The organism is Mycobacterium novum, assembly GCF_010726505.1.
GTDB classification, from domain to species: domain Bacteria; phylum Actinomycetota; class Actinomycetes; order Mycobacteriales; family Mycobacteriaceae; genus Mycobacterium; species Mycobacterium algericum.
The window spans coordinates 2363570-2383072 of sequence record NZ_AP022562.1 but is presented as its reverse complement, the minus strand read 5'-3'; the positions used below and the strand labels follow the sequence as shown (position 1 = coordinate 2383072).

Annotated in this window: 19 protein-coding genes, 1 tRNA gene and 1 other RNA gene; 13 read left to right on the top strand and 8 right to left on the bottom strand. The window is 69.5% G+C overall.

The annotated features are described in order from the left end of the window. Positions 1-45 precede the first annotated feature (45 nt). From G6N19_RS10940 to G6N19_RS10910, 7 genes are all read left to right on the top strand, one after another. On the top strand, positions 46-1272 hold the full coding sequence (locus tag G6N19_RS10940) for a Mur ligase family protein (protein ID WP_193464922.1): 1227 nt from the start codon (positions 46-48) through the stop codon (positions 1270-1272). Positions 1273-1390: 118 nt separating this feature from the next. Further along, on the top strand, positions 1391-2062 hold the full coding sequence (locus G6N19_RS10935; protein WP_232062687.1) for a type 1 glutamine amidotransferase: 672 nt from the start codon (positions 1391-1393) through the stop codon (positions 2060-2062). Between the two features lie 14 nt (positions 2063-2076). Beyond that, complete coding sequence (locus tag G6N19_RS10930) at positions 2077-3348, top strand: PucR family transcriptional regulator (RefSeq protein ID WP_193464920.1); 1272 nt, start codon at positions 2077-2079, stop codon at positions 3346-3348. Positions 3349-3411: 63 nt separating this feature from the next. Then, the gene (locus tag G6N19_RS10925; protein ID WP_013830919.1) at positions 3412-4644 is read left to right on the top strand and encodes an alkane 1-monooxygenase; all 1233 of its coding nucleotides are present in this window, start codon (positions 3412-3414) and stop codon (positions 4642-4644) included. After that, complete coding sequence (locus G6N19_RS10920; protein ID WP_013830920.1) at positions 4644-4817, top strand: rubredoxin; 174 nt, start codon at positions 4644-4646, stop codon at positions 4815-4817. The genes G6N19_RS10925 and G6N19_RS10920 overlap by 1 nt, the downstream gene beginning before the upstream one ends. Next, positions 4814-4996 carry a rubredoxin gene (locus G6N19_RS10915; protein WP_013830921.1) on the top strand — a complete coding sequence of 61 codons (183 nt, stop codon included), beginning with the start codon at positions 4814-4816 and terminating at the stop codon, positions 4994-4996. Before G6N19_RS10920 ends, G6N19_RS10915 begins: the two co-directional genes overlap by 4 nt. Further along, positions 4993-6150, top strand: a complete 1158-nt coding sequence (locus tag G6N19_RS10910; protein ID WP_193464919.1) for an NAD(P)/FAD-dependent oxidoreductase — start codon at positions 4993-4995, stop codon at positions 6148-6150. Before G6N19_RS10915 ends, G6N19_RS10910 begins: the two co-directional genes overlap by 4 nt. Here G6N19_RS10910 and G6N19_RS10905 read toward each other — a convergent pair. From G6N19_RS10905 to G6N19_RS10895, 3 genes are all read right to left on the bottom strand, one after another. Continuing rightward, positions 6147-7004, bottom strand: coding sequence for a hypothetical protein (locus G6N19_RS10905; RefSeq protein ID WP_193464918.1), 858 nt, complete (start codon positions 7002-7004; stop codon positions 6147-6149). The genes G6N19_RS10910 and G6N19_RS10905 overlap by 4 nt on opposite strands. A 163-nt stretch (positions 7005-7167) precedes the next feature. Next, positions 7168-7779, bottom strand: coding sequence for a recombination mediator RecR (recR, locus tag G6N19_RS10900; protein ID WP_013830924.1), 612 nt, complete (start codon positions 7777-7779; stop codon positions 7168-7170). After that, the gene (locus tag G6N19_RS10895) at positions 7780-8115 is read right to left on the bottom strand and encodes a YbaB/EbfC family nucleoid-associated protein (protein WP_041319060.1); all 336 of its coding nucleotides are present in this window, start codon (positions 8113-8115) and stop codon (positions 7780-7782) included. It lies immediately after the preceding gene. 116 nt (positions 8116-8231) lie between these two features. On the opposite strand from G6N19_RS10895, the gene G6N19_RS10890 reads away from it, so the two are divergent. The 3 genes from G6N19_RS10890 to G6N19_RS10880 are packed head-to-tail and all read left to right on the top strand — an operon-like array spanning position 8232 to position 11756. Further along, complete coding sequence (locus G6N19_RS10890; RefSeq protein ID WP_013830926.1) at positions 8232-9005, top strand: Rv3717 family N-acetylmuramoyl-L-alanine amidase; 774 nt, start codon at positions 8232-8234, stop codon at positions 9003-9005. A gap of 52 nt (positions 9006-9057) precedes the next feature. Continuing rightward, on the top strand, positions 9058-10452 hold the full coding sequence (locus tag G6N19_RS10885; RefSeq protein ID WP_193464917.1) for an FAD-binding oxidoreductase: 1395 nt from the start codon (positions 9058-9060) through the stop codon (positions 10450-10452). Then, positions 10449-11756 carry a class I SAM-dependent methyltransferase gene (locus G6N19_RS10880; RefSeq protein ID WP_013830928.1) on the top strand — a complete coding sequence of 436 codons (1308 nt, stop codon included), beginning with the start codon at positions 10449-10451 and terminating at the stop codon, positions 11754-11756. Before G6N19_RS10885 ends, G6N19_RS10880 begins: the two co-directional genes overlap by 4 nt. Positions 11757-11778: 22 nt before the next feature. Here the strand turns inward: G6N19_RS10880 and G6N19_RS10875 are convergent, their stop codons facing one another. Further along, positions 11779-12993, bottom strand: coding sequence for an FAD-dependent oxidoreductase (locus tag G6N19_RS10875; RefSeq protein WP_081465685.1), 1215 nt, complete (start codon positions 12991-12993; stop codon positions 11779-11781). 100 nt (positions 12994-13093) lie between these two features. On the opposite strand from G6N19_RS10875, the gene G6N19_RS10870 reads away from it, so the two are divergent. Continuing rightward, positions 13094-14404 (top strand): class I SAM-dependent methyltransferase, encoded by a 1311-nt coding sequence (locus tag G6N19_RS10870; RefSeq protein ID WP_193464916.1) that lies wholly within the window; start codon positions 13094-13096, stop codon positions 14402-14404. A gap of 4 nt (positions 14405-14408) precedes the next feature. Here G6N19_RS10870 and G6N19_RS10865 read toward each other — a convergent pair whose 3' ends face one another. From G6N19_RS10865 to ffs, 4 genes are all read right to left on the bottom strand, one after another. Continuing rightward, on the bottom strand, positions 14409-16310 hold the full coding sequence (locus tag G6N19_RS10865) for a DNA polymerase III subunits gamma/tau (RefSeq protein ID WP_193464915.1): 1902 nt from the start codon (positions 16308-16310) through the stop codon (positions 14409-14411). Between the two features lie 56 nt (positions 16311-16366). Beyond that, a complete protein-coding gene (locus tag G6N19_RS10860; RefSeq protein WP_193464914.1) occupies positions 16367-16996 on the bottom strand; it encodes a CHAP domain-containing protein in 630 nt (209 codons plus the stop codon). A gap of 95 nt (positions 16997-17091) precedes the next feature. Continuing rightward, complete coding sequence (locus G6N19_RS10855) at positions 17092-18366, bottom strand: aminotransferase class I/II-fold pyridoxal phosphate-dependent enzyme (RefSeq protein ID WP_193464913.1); 1275 nt, start codon at positions 18364-18366, stop codon at positions 17092-17094. A gap of 32 nt (positions 18367-18398) precedes the next feature. Then, positions 18399-18493, bottom strand: an RNA gene (gene ffs, locus G6N19_RS10850) — signal recognition particle sRNA small type. Between the two features lie 70 nt (positions 18494-18563). On the opposite strand from ffs, the gene G6N19_RS10845 reads away from it, so the two are divergent. Both G6N19_RS10845 and G6N19_RS10840 read left to right on the top strand, forming a co-directional pair. Continuing rightward, positions 18564-18649, top strand: a tRNA-Ser gene (locus tag G6N19_RS10845). Positions 18650-18727: 78 nt separating this feature from the next. After that, complete coding sequence (locus tag G6N19_RS10840) at positions 18728-19474, top strand: hypothetical protein (RefSeq protein ID WP_193464912.1); 747 nt, start codon at positions 18728-18730, stop codon at positions 19472-19474. Positions 19475-19503 lie beyond the last annotated feature (29 nt).

Here is a 19503-nt window from a genome sequence, read left to right as displayed (position 1 = left end):
TAGCGGCCGGCGAGGGCCCGTGTCGTCCCAATTTAGACTCACCGGGTGATCACCGCCCGTGGACGCCTCGCGCTGGCCGCCGGAGCGAGCGCCCGGTGGGCGTCTCGCATCACCGGCCGCGGCGCCGGCGCGATGATCGGCGGCCTGGTCGCGATGACGCTGGACCGCTCGATCCTGGGTCAGCTCGGCACCGGGCGGCGCAGCGTCGTCGTCACCGGCACCAACGGCAAGTCGACCACCACGCGGATGATCGCGGCCGCGCTGCGCGACCTGGGCCCGGTGGCCACCAACGCCGAGGGCGCCAACATGGACGCCGGGCTGGTGGCGGCGCTGGCCGCCGACCGCACCGCCGAGCTGGCCGCACTCGAGGTCGACGAGATGCATGTGCCGCATGTGGCCGACGCGGTGTCCCCCACGGTGGTGGTGTTGCTGAACCTGTCGCGCGACCAGCTGGACCGGGTCGGGGAGATCAACGCGGTGGAACGCGCCCTGCGCACCGGCCTGGCCCGGCATCCGCAGACGATCGTGGTCGCCAACTGCGACGACATCCTGATGACCTCGGCCGCCTACGACTGTCCCGACGTGGTGTGGGTCGCCGCCGGCGGCGGCTGGGCGGGCGACTCGGTCAGCTGCCCGCGCAGCGGCGAGGTGATCGACCGACGCGACGACCACTGGTCCTCCACCGGATGCGACTTCGCCCGGCCCACCCCGCAGTGGTGGTTCGACGACGACTCGCTGTACGGGCCCGACGGACTGGTGCTGCCGATGCGGCTCGCCCTGCCCGGCACCGTCAACCGTGGCAACGCCGCCCAGGCCGTCGCCGCCGCGGTCGCCTTGGGCGCCGACCCCGTCAAGGCCGTGGCCGCGGTCTCCTCGGTCGACGAGGTGGCCGGGCGCTACAAGTCGGTGCAGGTCGGCCAGCACACGGTGCGCATGCTGCTGGCCAAGAACCCGGCCGGTTGGCAGGAGGCCCTGTCGATGGTCGACCACCGCGCCGCCGGGGTGGTGATCGCTGTCAACGGGCAGGTGCCCGACGGCGAGGACCTGTCCTGGCTGTGGGATGTCCGGTTCGAACACTTCGAAGGTGTCCACGTGGTGGCGGCCGGCGAGCGCGGCACCGACCTGGCGGTGCGACTCGGCTACGCCGGTGTGCAACACACCCTGGTGCACGACACCCTCGCGGCGATCGCCTCCTGCCCGCCCGGGCCGGTCGAGGTGGTCGCCAACTACACCGCGTTCCTGCAGCTGCAGCGGAGGTTGGACCGTGGCTAGACCGGCGCCGACGATGCAGTGGGGGCACCCCAGCCGCGCAGCGGCGAGGGGGACGCAGCGATGAGGAGGAGGCGGCGCCATTAGCACCGTGCGGATCGGGTTGGTGCTGCCCGACGTGATGGGCACCTACGGCGACAGCGGCAACGCGGTGGTGCTGCGACAGCGGCTGGCACTGCGCGGTATCGCCGCCGAGATCGTCGAGATCACCCTGGCCGACCCGGTCCCGGAGTCACTCGACCTCTACACCCTCGGCGGCGCCGAGGACTACGCGCAGCGGCTGGCCACCCGGCACCTGATCCGGTATCCGGGCCTGCAGCGCGCCGCCGAACGCGGCGCACCGGTGCTGGCGATCTGCGCAGCCGTCCAGGTGCTCGGGGCCTGGTATGAGACCTCGGCCGGCGAACGCGTCGACGGCGTCGGCATGCTGGATGTGACCACCGCACCGCAGCAGGCGCGCACCATCGGCGAGGTGGTCGGGGACCCGCTGCTGGCGGGCCTAACACAACCCTTGACCGGCTTTGAGAACCACCGCGGCGGCACCGTGCTGGGTCCGGCCGCATCGCCGTTGAGCACGGTGACCAAGGGCGCCGGCAACCGGGCCGGCGGCGGATTCGACGGTGCGGTGCAGGGCAGCGTCGTGGCCACCTACCTGCACGGGCCGTGTCTGGCCCGCAACCCGGAACTGGCCGACCTGCTGCTGTCGAAGGTGGTCGGCGAGCTGGCGCCGCTGGAGCTGCCCGAGGTGGAGATGCTGCGCGCCGAAAGACTGGGCGCGCCCCGGCGAGTCTGACTACGTTTGCGACCATGACCGATCCGAGCACCGTCGCCGACGCGGCGATCGGGATCTCGCAGCGGCTCTACGATCACCTGACCGAAACCACCCAGGTGATCGAGAATCTGATCGCCAAGGAGTCGCCGGACCTCATCACGGATTCGTCGCTGCTGCAGCTGTTGCACGAAACCGTGGCGGCCAACGTCGACACGTACTTCTCGGCGATCCGCCACAACATCCCGGTGGCCGAAATCGCCGCGCCGGCGGTCGCGCTCGAGCACGCACGGCGGCTGGCGCAACGCGGGGTCCCGATGAACGCGTTGGTCCGGGGCTACCGGTTGGGCCACTCGATGGCGTTGCGGGTGGTGCTCGAGGAGATCCGTTCCGCCGAGCTGGATCCCGACCTTCGCCTAGACGTGCTCTCGGAGATGTCGACACTGATGTTCGGCTACATCGACGAGATGTCGCAACAGGTGTCCGCCGTCTACCAGGCCGAACGCGAACGCTGGCTGGAGAGCCGAAACGCGGTGCGCGCGTTGCGGGTCCGTGAGATCCTCGCCGACGAGGGCCTGGACGTCGACGCCATGACCACCGCGATCCGCTATCCGCTGCGGCGAACCCATGTCGCGCTGATCGTCTGGTACCCGGAGTCAGCCGGCGACAAGCTCACAGCCGCCGAGGGTTTCATCAAGCAACTCGCCGAATCTGTTGCCGGACAAGGCGCACCGCTGTTCATCCCGGCCGACAGCACCACCGGCTGGGCCTGGATTCCGTTGGCGTCGAGCGCCGGGCACGACGCGGTGGAACAGATCCGCGGCTGCGCGCAGACCGCGTCCGGCGAGCCCTGGGTGGCGATCGGTGATCCGCTGCCCGGCGTCGAGGGTTTCCGCCGGTCTCACCAGCAGGCGCTGGCGGTACACACCCTGGCGGTGGCCTCCGGTGTCACCCGGGTCAGCGCGGCAGCCGATCCGGGGCTGTCGGCGGCGGCACTGCTCGGCGGCGACAACGTGGCCGCCGCACGGGCCTGGGTCGGTGAGGTGCTCGGCCCGCTGGCCCGTGCCACCGACGGCGACGAGCGACTCCGCGACACCCTGCGGGTGTTCCTGCGGGCCGGTTCCAGCTTCAAGGCGGCCGGCGAGCAGCTGCACTTCCACGTCAACACGATGAAGTACCGCGTCCAGCGTGCGATCGAACGTCGGGGCCGCCCGATCGCCGAGGACCGGCTCGACGTCGAGATCGCGCTGCTGCTCTGTCAGTGGTACGGCGCCGCCGTGTTGTCCCCGTTGTCTCCCGGAGACGAATAACCCGCCGAATTCCGGTTTCGCGGGACGAGCGACGAGGCGGCGCGGCTACCTAACGTCGGCGACATGAATACCGAACTGAGTGACAAGCCAAAGATCTGGCACGACAAGAAGCGACACCTGTGGCTGCTGGGCCTGTTCGTGCCCACCATGATGTTCCTGATGCTGCCGCTGGTGTGGGCGATGAACCAAGCCGGCTGGCAGACCGCGTCGCAGCTGCCGTTCTACATCGGGCCGATCCTGCTCTATGTGATCCTGCCGGCGCTGGACCTGGCCGTCGGGGCCGACGGGCAGAACCCGCCCGATGAGGTGATGGCCGCGCTGGAGAACGACAAGTACTACCGGTATGCGACCTACGCCTATATCCCGTTTCAATACGCCAGCGCAGTCCTGGGCGCCTACCTGTTCACCGCGTCGGACCTGGGCTGGCTCGGCTTCGACGGGTCGCTGGGCTGGCTGGGCAAGATCGGTGTGGCGATGTCGGCGGCGACGGTAGCCGGGGTGGGCATCAACACCGCCCACGAACTGGGTCACAAGCGGGAGTCGCTGGAGCGTTGGCTGGCCAAGATCACCCTGGCGCAGGTCTGCTACGGGCACTTCTACGTCGAGCACAACCGCGGCCACCACGTGCGGGTCGCCACCCCCGAAGACCCGGCGTCGGCCCGCTTCGGCGAGACGTTCTGGGAGTTCCTGCCGCGCAGCACCTGGGGCGGCATCCGCTCGGCGTGGGAGCTGGAGGCGGCGCGGGTCCGCCGGACCGGCAAGAACCCCTGGAACCCGCGGACCTGGCCGGGCAACGACGTGATCAATGCCCTGGCGATGTCGCTGCTGTTCTGGGGCGTGATGATCGCGGTGTTCGGTGTCGCACTGATCCCGTACGTGCTGATCAACGCCTTCTACGGCTCGTCGCTGCTGGAGTCGGTGAACTACCTGGAGCACTACGGGCTGGTGCGCCAGAAGCAGCCCAGCGGCCGCTACGAGCGCTGCACCCCGCAGCACAGCTGGAACTCCGATCACATGGTCACCAACCTGTTCCTGTACCACCTGCAGCGCCACAGCGATCACCACGCCAACCCGACCCGGCGTTACCAGACGCTGCGCAGCTTCGACGACTCGCCGAACCTGCCGGCCGGCTACGGGGCGCTCATCGGGGTGACCTACTTCCCGCCGGTGTGGCGCAAGCTGATGGACCACCGGGTGCTGGCGCACTACGCCGGCGACATCACCCGGGCCAATATCTCGCCGCGCCGCCGGGAGAAGATCCTGGCCCGCTACGGGGCAGCGGCGGTGAACGCCTGATGGCCGGCTACGGCTGCCCGGGCTGCGGCTACGTCTACGACGAGGGTGTCGGCGCGCCGCGCGAAGGCTTCCCGGCCGGGACGGCGTGGGCGCAGATCCCCGACGACTGGACCTGCCCGGACTGTGCGGTCCGAGAAAAGCTCGATTTCGAACCGATGGGAGTGAACTCATGAACGACTACAAACTGTTCCGGTGCCTGCAGTGCGGCTTCGAGTACGACGAGGCGCTGGGCTGGCCGGAGGACGGCATCGAGCCCGGCACCCGCTGGGCCGACATCCCCGAGGACTGGAGCTGCCCGGACTGCGGCGCGGCGAAGGCCGACTTCGAGATGGTGGAGGTGGCGCGGTCATGAGTGCGAACGGGGTGCTCATCATCGGTGGCGGGCTGGCCGCGGTCCGCACCGCCGAACAGCTCCGCCGCAACGACTACGCCGCGCCGATCACCGTCGTCGGCGCCGAGACCCACCTGCCGTACGACCGCCCGCCGTTGTCCAAGCAGCTGCTGCGCGGCGAGGTCGATGATGTGGCCCTCAAACCGGCGAGTTTCTACGAACAGCACCGCATCGGGTTGCGGCTGGGCTGCGCGGCCCGCACCGTCGACGTGGCGGCCCACACCGTGACACTGGCCGACGGAGATGTACTGGGCTACGACCAGCTGGTGATCGCCACCGGCTTGGTGCCCAACCGCATCGCGGTCGGCGACCTGGACGGCGTCTTCGTGCTGCGATCGCTCGACGACGCTCTGGCGCTGCGCCGGCGGGCGGCCAGTGCGCGCCGCGCCGTGGTGATCGGGGCGGGCTTCATCGGCTGCGAGGTCTCGGCCAGCCTGCGCGGCGCCGGTGTGCAGGTGGTGCTGGTGGAGCCGCAGCCCACCCCGCTGGCCGCCGTGCTGGGCGAGCAGGTGGGCGCGTTGATCACCCGGCTGCACCGCGACGAGGGCGTCGACGTGCGCACCGGTGTGAAGGTGGACTCAGTCTCCGGGTCCGAGGGCGTGGAGTCGGTGACGCTGTCCGACGGTTCGGTGATCCCGGCCGATCTGGTGGTCGTCGGGGTCGGATCACGGCCCGCCTGCGACTGGCTGACCGGCAGCGAAATCGCGGTGGCCGACGGCATAATCTGCGACGAGGCCGGCCGTACCAGCGCCCCGGACGTCTGGGCGATCGGCGACGTGGCGTGCTGGGACGGCAACCGCGTCGAGCATTGGAGCAACGTCGCCGAGCAGGCGAAGACCATGGTGTCGGCGATGCTGGGTTCGGCGGTGCCCCGAGCGGGAGTGCCCTACTTCTGGAGCGACCAGTACGACGTCAAGATCCAGTGCCTGGGCCACCCGCGGACCGGCGACACGGTGCACCTGGCCGAGGATGACGGCCGACGGTTCGTCGCCTATTACGAACGGGATGGCGTGCTCGTCGGCGTGGTCGGGGCGGGCATCCCGGAGAAGATCCGGACGGCTCGCGGGAAGATCGCCGCCGGGACATCGATCACCGAGGTGCTGCAGCCGGCTTAGGCCGCTTGCGGTCGCCAGCCACGGGAGCGCAGGGCGTCGGCGACACGGTGGACGGTCTCGGTGGCGTCGTCCTCGTTGATCACCCGGATGTTGATCCAGCCCAGGCGTTCCAGCCTGCGCTGACGTTGGTGGTCCCAGACGTACTGCGGGCGCTGGCTCTGGTGGTGTTCGCCATCGTATTCGGCGGACACCTTGTACTCCCTCCAGCCCATGTCCAGCCAGGCGAACGGCCGATACCCCCGCTCGATCACCGGGATCTGGGTCGTCGGGGTGGGCAGGTCGGCGTCGATGAGCCTTAGCCGCAGCCGGGACTCCCGGGGTGAGGCGGCGCCGGGGTCCACCAGCGGAAGGGCCACCCGCAGCCGTCGCAAACCGCGGGCGCCGCGGTGGCGTTTGGCCAGCAGAATCACGTCCTCGGCATGGAACGGGGTGGCCCGGGCCAGGGCGTCCATCCTGGCCACCGCCTCGTCGCGCGGCAGGTGGCGGCCCAGGTCGTAGGCGGTGCGGGCGGTTGTAGTGACCGGAATCCCGGCGACCGTGGTGATCTCGTCATCGGCGAGGGTTTCGTCGCGGGCGATGATGCCTTCCGGCGGGCGGGTGTTCGGCCAGATCATCTCGATCGGGATATCGCGGTCGACCCAGTGAGCCCAGTGCATCGCTGACGCGGCTACCCCGGCGATCACGCCTTGACGCCCAGAGCGCAGCCACGCCCCCTCGATCCGGCCACGGAGGGTGACCTGATGAGGTGCCGGCACATAGACGTCGCGGAAGATTGCTCTGTACCAGCGGCGCAGCTCGTGTTCGGTGAGGAGGCCCTGCGCCAAGGCTTCGCTGCCGATGAAGACGTTGCGCATGCACGGAGCCTGCCAGCGGGGACCGACATCCTCGCGAGCCCGGGGCCCCAGGTCTGCGAGCCTGTAGTTGGCGAGAGAAAGTGCGAGAAGCGGGCACGGTAACTACAGGCTCGCGGTGGTGGGGTCTCGCGGGGGCGGGGCTCGGGGGAGGGCGCAAAAGAGGTCAGGCCATGGCACGGCGGCCGGTGAAGGCCCGGCCCAGCGTCAGCTCGTCGGCGAACTCCAGGTCGCCGCCCATCGGCAGCCCGGACGCCAGGCGCGTCACGGAGAGCCCGGGGATATCGCGCAGCATCCGCACCAGGTAGGTGGCGGTCGCCTCGCCCTCGGTGTTGGGGTCGGTGGCGATGATGACCTCACTGACGTCGACGCCGTCGACCCGCTCCCCGACCCGGTTCAGCAGCTCACGCACCCGCAGTTGCTCCGGGCCGATCCCGGACAAGGGATCCAGCGCGCCACCCAAAACGTGATACCGGCCGCGGAACTCCCGGGTGCGCTCGATGGCGGCGACGTCCTTGGGTTCCTCGACCACACAGATCTGGGCGAAGTCACGGCGCGAGTCCCCGCAGATCCGGCAGCGCTGCGCGTCGGAGACGTTGCCGCACACCTCGCAGAACCGGACCCCCTCGCGGACCTTGGTGAGCACCGCGGTGAGCCGATCGATCTCGGACGGCTCCACCGACAACAGGTGAAACGCGATCCGCTGGGCACTCTTGGGGCCGATACCCGGCAGCTTGCCCAGCTCGTCGATGAGGTCCTGGACCGGACCTTCAAACACCTAGGCCCCCGGCATGCCGAGCGCGTTGCCCATGCCACCGGCCAGCGGCGAGAGCCGCTCCTGGGCCAGGGTGTGCGCCTTCTTCGACGCATCCGCGAGCGCGCCGACGATCAGGTCCTGCAGCGTGTCGATATCGGCCGGGTCGACGACTTTCGGGTCGATCTGCACGGCCAGCACCTCGCCGCTGCCATTGGAGGTGACCTTGACCAGGCCGCCGCCGGCCTCGCCTTGCACCTCGGTGGCGGCCAGCTCCTGCTGCGCGGCCAACAGTCGCTGCTGCATCTGCTGGGCCTGGGCCAGCAACGCCGACATATCGGGCGGGCCTCCTGGTTGCATGACACTCCCCTTGCGTTGTTGTGCGTGGTCTCGACTTGGTTGCGGCTTGGTTTCAGCTCCAAGAACCGGCGCGTGTTGAAACTCCAGCGTAGTCGGCGCGAGCCTACGTTGGCGGCGTGCGCGTACCTGTTCTTTCGCGTGTCGGCATCGCGATCGTCACCGGCCTGGTGGCGGCCGCCGCGGTCCCGAGCGCCCCGTCGGCTTGGGCGGCTCCCGGCAACATCGCCGGCATGATCGTGTTCCTCGACCCCGGTCACAGCGGCACCGCCGATCCCGCGGCCATCGGCCGCCAGGTGACCAATGGCCGGGGCGGCACCAAGAACTGCCAGACCAGCGGCACCACCACCAACTCCGGCTATCCCGAGCACAGCTTCGCCTGGGACACCACGCTGCGGATTCGGCAGGCCCTCAACTCCGCGGGGGTGCGCACCGCGATGTCCCGCGGCGACGACAACGGGCCGGGACCGTGCGTCGACCAGCGCGCCGCGATGGCCAACTCGCTGCACCCCAACGCGATCGTGTCCATTCACGCCGACGGCGGACCGGCCACCGGCCGCGGATTCCACGTCAACTACTCCGCGCCGCCGCTCAACCCGGCCCAGGAGGGCCCGGCGGTGCGGTTGGCGCAGGCGATGCGCAGCCAGCTGCAGGCCGCGGGCATTCCGCCGGCCAACTACATCGGCACCGACGGGCTGAAGGGACGCGCCGACCTGGCCGGGCTGAACCTGGCCGAGTATCCGTCGATCCTGGTCGAGCTGGGCAATATGAAGAACCCCGCGGACGCCGCTCTGATGGAGAGTCCGGGGGGACGGCAACGCTACGCCGACGCCGTGGCCCGTGGCATTGCCGGCTACCTGAGCACGCAGAACATGCCGCAACAATCCCAGTGAGCCCGGCCGCGTCGAGTGCGCGGCCGACGATCGGCCGCTAGCGTGGGAGGTGATGTCCGTCCGGCCGGCCGACGCACCGACATCCCACACGCGGGGGGTGCAACGGCTGCTGGACAGCTACCGGGCGATTCCCGCGAGCGCATCGGTCCGGCTGGCGAAACCCACCTCGAATCTGTTCCGGGCGCGCGCCAAACGCGATGCCCCGGGCCTGGACACCTCGGGCCTGGTGAACGTCATCGGCCTCGACGTGGCGAACCGCACCGCCGACGTCGGCGGTATGTGCACCTACGAGGATCTGGTCGCCGCGACCCTGCCGTACGGGTTCGCGCCGCTGGTGGTTCCGCAGTTGAAGACGATCACAGTCGGCGGGGCGGTGTCCGGTCTGGGCATCGAGTCGGCGTCGTTCCGCAACGGCCTGCCGCATGAGTCGGTGCTGGAGATGGATGTTCTCACCGGTGCCGGCGAGCTGCTGACGGTTTCCCGCGACCGGCATGCGGACCTGTTCCGGGCGTTTCCCAATTCGTATGGCACGCTGGGCTATTCGACGCGACTGCGGATCGAGCTGGAGGCGGTCAAACCGTTCGTGGCGCTACGGCACATCCGGTTCGATGCGCTGGACGACCTGATCGCGACGATGGACCGGATCATCGACACCGGCGGGTTCGACGGTGTTGCGGTGGACTACCTCGACGGTGTGGTGTTCTCCCCCGCCGAGAGCTACCTGTGTCTGGGGATCGAGACCGACACCCCGGGTGCTGTCAGTGACTACACCGGCCAGCGGGTCTACTACCGCTCGATCCAGCACGGCCACGGGATCAAAGACGACCGGCTGACCATCCACGACTACCTGTGGCGCTGGGATACCGACTGGTTCTGGTGCTCGCGGGCGTTCGGGGCGCAGCACCCACTGGTGCGGCGCGCCTGGCCGCGGCGCTATCGGCGCAGCAGTTTCTACTCGAAGCTGATCGGCTACGACCGGCGGTTCGCCATCGCCGACCGGATCGAGAAACGCAGTGTCCTCCGCCCGAAGACCGCCCCGCCGCGCGAGCGGGTGGTGCAGGACATCGAGGTGCCGTTGGGGCGCTGCCGGGAGTTCTTGGACTGGTTCTTCGAGCACGTGCCGATCGAGCCGGTGTGGCTGTGCCCGCTGCGACTGCGCACCGACGAGAACTGGCCGCTGTACCCGATGCGGCCCAACCGCACCTACGTCAACATCGGTTTCTGGTCCTCGGTCCCGGCGGGCGCCACCGAGGGCGCCACCAATCGGCTGATCGAGGCAAAGGTGAGCGCACTCGACGGCCACAAGTCGCTGTACTCCGACTCCTACTACACCCCCGCGGAGTTCGATGAGCTCTACGGCGGGGAAACCTACCGCCAGGTCAAGCGGACCTACGACCCCGACTCCCGGTTGCTGGATCTCTACGACAAGGCGGTGCGCCGACGATGACCACCTACAAGGAGCAGACGCACACCGGCAGGCTGACCCTGGCGGAGGTCTTGGAGACGCTGGCCACCGACGGTCACCTGCCGCTGCGGTTCACCGCCTACGACGGCAGCAGCAGCGGACCCGACGACGCCCCCCTGGGCCTGGAACTGCTCACCCCGCGCGGTACCACCTATCTGGCCACCGCGCCGGGCGACCTGGGCATGGCCCGCGCCTACGTCGCCGGAGACCTGGCAGCGCACGGCGTGCACCCCGGCGACCCGTACCGCCTGCTCAAGGCGCTCGCCGACGAACTGCACTTCAAACGGCCGTCGCCGCGGGTGCTGGCCAACATCGTGCGCTCCATCGGGTTCGAGCACCTGGTGCCGATCGCGCCGCCGCCGCAGGAGGCCCGCCCCCGCTGGCTGCGCGTCGCCGACGGTCTGCGACACAGCAAGCATCGAGACGCCAGCGCGATTCAACACCACTACGACGTGTCCAACGCCTTCTACGAAGCCGTGCTGGGGCCGTCGATGACCTACACCTGCGCGGTCTATCCGAGCCCGGACGCGACGCTCGAGGAGGCCCAGGAGAACAAGTACCGGTTGATCTTCGACAAGTTGCGGTTGCGTCGCGGCGACCTGCTGCTGGACGTGGGCTGCGGCTGGGGCGGCATGGTCCGCTACGCCGCGCGGCACGGCGTGTGCGCCATCGGTGCGACGCTCTCGGCCGAGCAGGCCCGGTGGGCGCAGCGCGCCATCGCCGACGACGGTCTCACCGAACTGGCCGAGGTCCGCCATTGCGACTACCGCGATGTGCGCGAGACCGAATTCGATGCGGTCTCCTCCATCGGCATGACCGAGCACATCGGCGTCGCGAACTACCCCGCGTACTTCGGATTCCTCAAGTCCAAGCTGCGCCGCGGCGGCCTGCTGCTCAACCACTGCATCACCCGAGCGGACAATAAATCCAGTGCGACCGCCGGCGACTTCATCGACCGCTACGTGTTCCCGGACGGCGAACTGGCCGGGTCGGGGCGGATCATCAGCGAGATCCAGGACGCCGGCCTGGAGGTGGTCCACGCCGAGAACATCCGGCACCATTACGAGCTGACGTTGCGGGATTGGTGCGCCAATCTGGTGGCGCATTGGGACGAGGCCGTCGCCGAGGTCGGGCTGGCCACCGCGAAAGTATGGGGCCTGTACATGGCCGGTTCGCGACTGGGCTTCGAGCACAACGCGATTCAGCTGCATCACGTGTTGGCGGCCAAGCTCGATGACCGCGGCGGCGACGACGGCCTGCCGTTACGGCAGTGGTGGCAGCCCTAGCCGGCGGGTCACCGCCCATCGGCTAACGCCGGGCGAACGACGGCGCCCGCTCCGGGCGCACCCCGACGCCCACTAGATACGCCGGAATCGCGGACAGCCAGGGCAATTTGGCGATCACGGCGCCGAAAGCCGCCGGCGGGCTGAGGTTTTTACCGCGCAGGATCGGCGTGAGTGCGCGGTGCAGCACCCGCTGAACCGACTGGGTGACGACGGTGGGAAACACCCGGCGCCGTTGCACCGCCGCGAGATCACGCCCGGTCACCTGGCCGCGCCGCAGCGGCTCGGCCAGAATGGTCGCGGCGGCGACCGCGTCCTGCACGGCCAGATTGATGCCGACCCCTCCCACCGGGGACATGGCGTGGGCGGCGTCGCCGATGCACAGCAAACCGTCGACGCTCCACCGCCGCAGCCGGTTCACCCGTACGTCCAGGTGTTTGACGTCCTCCAGGCTGCGCAGGGCACCCACCGCATCGGCAGCCTCTGGAATGAGGTCGACCACCTCGCGCCGGAACGCCTCGATGCCGCGCTCCCGCAGCACCGCATCGCCGCCCTTGAGCCCGAGATAGGCGACCTGGAAGTAGCCCTCGCGCGGGATCATGATCGCGGCTCGGCCCGGGCCGAGCCGCGGCAGCAGGGTCGGCTTCGCATCCCCCTCGTTGGGCAGGCGAAACCACCACACGTCGAAGTTCACCGGAAACTCCCGGGACCGCAGGCCGGCCTCATGCCGTGCGATCGACCACCTCCCGTCGCAGGCCACCGTCAGCCCGGCACGCAGTTCGCCCGGACCATCGGGGCCTTGGTAGCGCACTCCGGCGACCCGGCCGTTCTCGTGCAGCAGTCCCGTGACCTCGGTTTGCATCCGCAGCGTGAAAGTCGGCTCGGTCTGCGCGGATTCGGCGAGCAGGTTGAGCAGATCCCACTGCGGCACCATCGCAATGTAGGGGTGCGGCTGGCCCCGCAGCCGGCCGAAGTCCACCACCGTGACGCCCCGGCCGGCCACGTCGAGGACCACCTGGTGGATCTCACTGTGTGACAGCGCCGCGAAGCGGTCCCACAAGCCGAGCTCGTCGAGCAGTCGCAGCGTGGTCGGGTGCACGGTGTCACCGCGGAAATCGCGCAGGAAGTCCGCGTGCTTCTCCAGCAGCGTCACGTCGACCCCGGCACGGGCCAGCAGCAGCGCCAGCACCATGCCGGCGGGACCGCCGCCGACTATCGCGCAGGAGGTGGTTTCGGTCATGTCGCCCATTGCGATGCGAGGCTACGCGTGTTTGAGGTGGCGGCCGCACGGTAATCCGCATCTGGGCCAGGGAGCACACGATGCCAGGGGGCAGACCACCATGTTGAAAACCCAAGCGAAAGACACTCAGACCACCACGAACGGCAAGCTGGGGTTGGCCGAGATTCTGGTGCTGCTCTCCGGCGGGGGACAACCACCGGTCAAGGTCACCGCCTATGATGGCAGCAGCGTCGGGCCTGATGATGCCGCGCTGGCCGTCGATCTGCTCAATCCGCGCGCCACCACCTACCTGGCCACCTCGCTGGGACAACTGGGGATCGCCCGGTCCTACATCGCCGGTGACCTGGAGCTGCGCGGCGTGCACCCGGGAAACCCCTACGAGATGCTCAAGGCCCTGGCGGACCTGGAGTTCAAACAGCCCTCACCGCAGACGTTGGTCAACATCGTCCGCTCGATCGGTTTGAAGCACCTGAAGCCGATCGCCCCGCCATCGGAGGAAGCGCCGGCCAAGTGGCGCCGCACCGCGGCGGGCCTGCGGCATTCCAAGGCACGCGACGCCGCCGCCATCCACCACCACTACGACGTGTCCAACACCTTCTACGAGTGGGTGCTGGGTCCGTCGATGACCTACACCTGCGCGATCTACCCGAACGCCGAGGCGACGCTGGAGCAAGCCCAGGAGAACAAGTACCGGCTGATCTTCGACAAGCTGCGGCTACAACCGGGCGACCGGCTGCTCGACGTCGGCTGCGGCTGGGGCGGCATGGTGCGCTACGCCGCCCGCCGCGGGGTGCGCGCAGTCGGCGCCACCCTGTCGGCCGAACAGGTCGATTGGGCGCAGCGGGCGATCGCCGACGAGGGGCTCTCCGATCTGGCCGAAGTCCGGCACTGCGACTACCGCGACGTGGCCGAGACCGGCTTCGACGCGGTGTCCTCGATCGGACTCACCGAGCACATCGGGGTGAAGAACTACCCGTCGTACTTCGGTTTCCTCAAGTCGAAGCTGCGTACCGGTGGCCTGCTGCTCAACCACTGCATCACGACGTCGGACAACTCGGTCTACAAAGGCGACGCCTTCACGGACCGGTACGTTTTCCCCGACGGCGAACTCACCGGCGTGGGAAGCATTATCGCCGAGATCCAGCAGACCGGTTTCGAGATCCTGCACGAGGAGGACTTCCGGCTGCACTACGCCAAGACACTGCGCGGCTGGTGCCAGAACCTGGTCGACCACTGGGACGAGGCCGTCGCCGAGGTCGGCTTGGGCCGTGCCAAGGTATGGGGTCTGTACATGGCGGCGTCAGTACTCGGTTTCGAGCGCAACCAATGTCAGTTGCACCACGTGCTGGCCAGCAATGTCGACGAAGAAGGCCGGGACGATTTGCCACTGCGGCCCTGGTGGACCCCGTAGACCGTCAACCGTCCTCGATGCGGCGGGCGCCCAGCTCGCTTTGCAGCAGTTCCAGGGCCGCCTCTTCGGGATCGCGGCGCGGCGCCGGATCGGAGCGTTCGGCCTCCGCCTCGGCCAGCATGGCCTCCTCGTCGGCGCGCTGTGCCAGGTCCGCGGCCACCGGCGCGGGCGCGGCCGCCGATGCGGGTTCGGCCGGCGGCGTCCCGGCTTCGCAGCGCACCCGCCAGTTCACGCCGAGGGCGTCTTTGAGCGCCTCGACGATGACATCGGCGTTGCGTTGCTCGCAGAGCCGCTTGGCCAGCGGAGCCGACTCGTGGCTCAGCACCAGAGTGTCGCCGTCGACGGCACGCACCGTCGCACCGGCCAGCATCACCTCGGTGGTGCGGCTGCGCTGGCGCACCTTCTCTCGCACGGTGGTCCACATCGCACGGACGGCAGCGGCATCGGGCTCGCCCCGCGCGGCCAAGCCGGGTGCCGGCGCAGCGGGCGGCGGGTCCGCTGCGGCCGGGGGCGGCGGTGCTGCCGGTGCCGGTTCGGGTGGCGAAGCGGGCTCGGGAGCGGTCTTCGGCTCGGGCACCGGCGCGGCGGCACGCGGCGACGGGGGCGCGGGGTCCGGCGCGGGCGGTCGCGGGGCAGCCGGCTCGACGGCCCGCGAGCGACGGGTGAACTGCCTGGATGCGGCCGCGGCGGCGCCGGCTGCCGGCTGGGCGGCCGCCGCACTCGGGATCGACATGTCCAGCCGGCTCTCGATGCGCTCGACCCGCTGCAGCAGCGCGGCTTCGGTGTCGGCGGCCGACGGCAGCAGCAGCCGGGCGCACACCACCTCCAGCAGCAGCCGCGGTGCCGTCGCGCCACGCATCTCGCCGAGACCGGCGTGCACCACCTCGGCGTAGCGGGCCAGGGTCGCCGAGCCGAGCCGCGTGGCCTGGTCATGCATGCGTTCCAGGATGTCTTCGGGCGCGTCGACCACACCTTTGGCCACCGCGTCCGGCACGGCCTGCAGCACGATCAGGTCGCGGAATCGTTCCAGCAAGTCGATGGCGAACCGGCGGGGGTCGTGGCCGGCATCAACAACGGCTTCGACCGCCGCAAATACCGACGCCGCATCGCCGGCGGCCAGCGCATCGACCGCCTCGTCGATCAGGGCGACGTCGGTGGCGCCCAGCAGGCCCAGTGCCCGCTGGTAGTGCACGTGACTGACATTGGGGTCCCCGGGCATTTTCTCCGAGCCGGCCAGCAGCTGGTCGAGCACCGACAGGGTGTCGCGTGGCGAGCCGCCGCCGGCGCGGATCACCAGCGGGTAGACGGCGTCGTCGACGGCAACGTTCTCCTGCTCGCAGATCCGCCCGATGAGCTCGCGCATGGTCCGCGGCGCCAACAGCCGGAACGGATAGTGGTGGGTGCGGCTTCGGATGGTCGGCAGCACCTTCTCCGGTTCGGTGGTGGCGAACACGAAGATCAGGTGCTCGGGCGGCTCCTCGACAATCTTGAGCAGCGCGTTGAAGCCCGCGGGGGTCACCATGTGCGCTTCGTCGATGATGAAGATCCGGTACCGCGACTGGGCGGGAGCGTAGAACGCGCGGTCGCGCAGGTCCCGGGTGTCGTCGACCCCGCCGTGGCTGGCCGCGTCGAGTTCGACGACGTCGATGCTGCCCGGACCGTTGGGGGCCAGCGCCACGCACGAATCGCAGGTTCCGCACGGGGTGGGTGTGGGCCCCTGCGCACAGTTCAGCGACCGGGCCAGGATGCGCGCCGACGATGTCTTGCCGCATCCGCGCGGCCCGGAGAACAGGTAGGCGTGGTTGATCCGGCCCGCCGACAACGCGGTGCACAGCGGTTCGGTGACGTGCTCCTGCCCCACCACTTCGGCGAAGGTTGCCGGCCGGTACTTGCGGTAGAGCGCCACGCCAGCAGGTTACTTCCTCGGGCCGACGCCGGTGCGCCGCCCGGCGGCCACCGGCGCTACACCCTCGGCCGCAGATACCCCAGGGTGTTCCACATCGGGCTGAGGTCACGCCAGTTCAACGTCACGAACAACCGGCCGCCGGAGTTCTGGTCGGCCGTCTCGTAGCCGAACAGCGGGCCGTTTCCGCGCACGGCGGTGACCACCGCGGCGTGCCCGTGCTCGCTGACGTACCCGCCCGGTCCGTAGACCACGATGTCGCCGACCTGCGGCAGGTTCGTGCCGCCATCGAGTCGCGACGTCGGCACCTGGTCGAAGAATTCGCCCAGGCCGTTGGTGGGGAAGTGTTCGTAGAGATCGAACGCGTTGCCGCTGGGGTCGCGATTCCGCCAGGGGTACCCGAGCGCGCGGATGTATTGCAGGATCAGCGGGTAACACTGGCCGTCGCCGTACATCACCGGGTGGCCGAGCGCGGCGTCGGCGGCCGCTCCCCGGAAGACGTCGAGTGCATCGTTGACCTTGGCCGGCAGCGCCTCGGCTGGACCGGGCCCGGCATCGCCGGCGTGGACGGGCGAGTGGTCGACCACCGGATCCGCCCGGCTGGGGGCGTACGCCGCGGGAACCTGGCCGAGCCCGAAGGCGGCTATCGCCGCCACCGCGCAGCCCACGACACCGATCTTGTTCGCCATCTCTCGGCCTCCACCGGCATTTCGACGGGCTCCCGACGCAACTTCGGGAAATGTTAGGCGGCGGCGCCCGCAGCTACGCCGAATTCCACGCTGTGTCAGCCCAGCAGGTGCTCGGCGGCGGCCAGCAGCGCGCAGGTGGCCAGGCCGTCGACAGCGTTGCGCAGGTCGTCGGTGGACGGGAACGACGGGGCGATCCGGATGTTCTTGTCGTCGGGGTCCTTGCGGTAGGGGAAGGACGCGCCGGCCTCGGTGACGGCGATCCCGGCGTCCTTGGCCAGCGCCACGGTGCGCCGCGCGGTGCCGGGCAGCACGTCGAGGCTGACGAAGTAGCCGCCCTTGGGATCGGTCCACGACGCGATCTTGGACTCGCCGAGCCGGTTCGCCAGGATCTCGGCGGTCAGCGCGAACTTCGGCGCCAGGATCTCCTGGTGGCGGCGCATGTGCAGCCGCACCCCGTCGGCGTCACCGAAGAACCGCAGGTGGCGCAGCTGGTTGACCTTGTCCGGGCCGATCGACTTCTTGCCGGCGTACTGCAGATACCAGGCGATGTTGCCCAGCGAGCCGCCGAAGAAGCTGACGCCGGCGCCGGCGAAGGTGATCTTCGAGGTGGAGGCGAACACATACGGCCGGTTCGGGTTGCCGGCGGCGGCGGCCAGCCCCAGCACGTCGATCTGGTGGGGGAACTCGGTGGTCAGGGTGTGCACCGCGTAGGCGTTGTCCCAGAACAGCCGGAAGTCGGGCGCGGCAGTGGCCATCTGCACCAGCCGGCGCACCGTCTCCCAGGAATAGGTGATGCCGGTCGGGTTGCCGAACACCGGCACCGTCCACATGCCTTTGATCGCAGGGTCGGCGGCGACGAGTTCCTCGATGAGGTCGACGTCCGGGCCGTCCTCGCGCATCGGGATCGGGATCATCTCGATGCCCAGCGTCTCGGTGATCGCGAAGTGCCGGTCGTAGCCGGGCACCGGGCACAGGAATTTGACGGCGGCTTCCTGACCCCAGGGACGCGGCGAGTCGACACCACCGTGCAGCATCGAGTAGACGACGACGTCGTGCATGAACTCCAGGCTGGCGTTGTTGCCCGCGATCAGGTTGGGCACCGCGATGCCGAGGAGTTCGCCGAATACGGCCCGCAGCTCGGTCAGACCGTGCAAGCCGCCGTAGTTGCGGGTGTCGGTGCCGTCGTCGGCTCGGTAGTCGTCGATCCCCGGCAGTGCCAGCAGGCCGTTGGCCAGGTCGAGCTGCTCGGGCGCCGGCTTACCGCGGGTGAGGTCCAGCGACAGCTTCTTGGCCTGTAGTTCGGCGTAAGCGCGCTGGTAGCTCTCGTGTTGAGCGGCCAAGTCGGCACGGCTGAGGTTCTGCAACGACACGGGTGCGCCTTTCACAATCGAAGGCCAAACACATAAGGGGACCCCGCGCACCCGCCAGAGCCCATTGACCCTTGCTGCCTTCCGGCCCTGGGGGAGTTCACAGGATAGACGCCGCGCGGGGTCCGAGTGCCAAGTCTAGCGGCGGGCCGGACGAGGAGCGCGTGGCCCCCGCGGGAGTCTCCGCTACCATTGCCGACGGAGGATTCGCCTAGTGGCCTATGGCGCTCGCCTGGAACGCGGGTTGGGTTAATAGCCCTCGCGGGTTCAAATCCCGCATCCTCCGCACCGCAGGTGCGACCGGACCGCAATCGCCGCGGCCCGGTCGCACCTGAATCACTACCGACGAAACACGGGAGGTGGCGTGAGCCGCACCGCTGCCACGGTTTGGCACGCGTCACTCTCGACCCTCGCCGCCATCTTGTACTTCCTGTTCGTACTTCCCCGGTGGTGGGAGCTGACCGGCTTCTCCCCGCATGTGCTGGGAACTGTGCTGCGGATCTTCCTCGGACTGCTGGTGGCGGGGACCGCGCTGCCGGTGGTGGCCACCCTCAGGCACGCCCGCAAACCGGAGTACGGGACTCCGCAGCTGACGCTGACGCTGCTGACCGGTTCGATCGTGGGCCACGTGGTGGCCGGAACCCTGATCGCGGGCACCGCGATCAGCGAGATCTGGCTGTCGCTGGACACCGCCGGGGTATGGCTGTTCGGCATCTACGGGGCCGCCGCCGCGATCGCACTGTTGGGCATCGGCGCGTTCTACCTGTCGTTTGTCGCCGCAATGCCACCGCCGCCGCCCAAACCGATCAAGCCCAAGTCGGAGAAGCAGTCGACGCTGCGGCGCTGGCGCGCCAAGAAGGCGAAGAAGCCGGACGCGGGCGCCGCCGACGGTGTTGAGGACGACGACACCGATGAGGACGCCGACGAAGACCACGACGGTCACGACGCCGACGAGGACGCCGAGTCCGGTGAGGCTCTCGAAACCGTCGAGGCCGACTCGGCCACGGAGGTCACCGAGTCGGCCGGCGAAGAAGCCCCCGAACTCGCATCGACCGGAGCGCAGGAGAAGTTGCGCCCGTCCGGCAAGCGCCGGGCGAAAAAGGGCAAGTAGGACCAACACCGCCCGGTTAACCTTTGCCC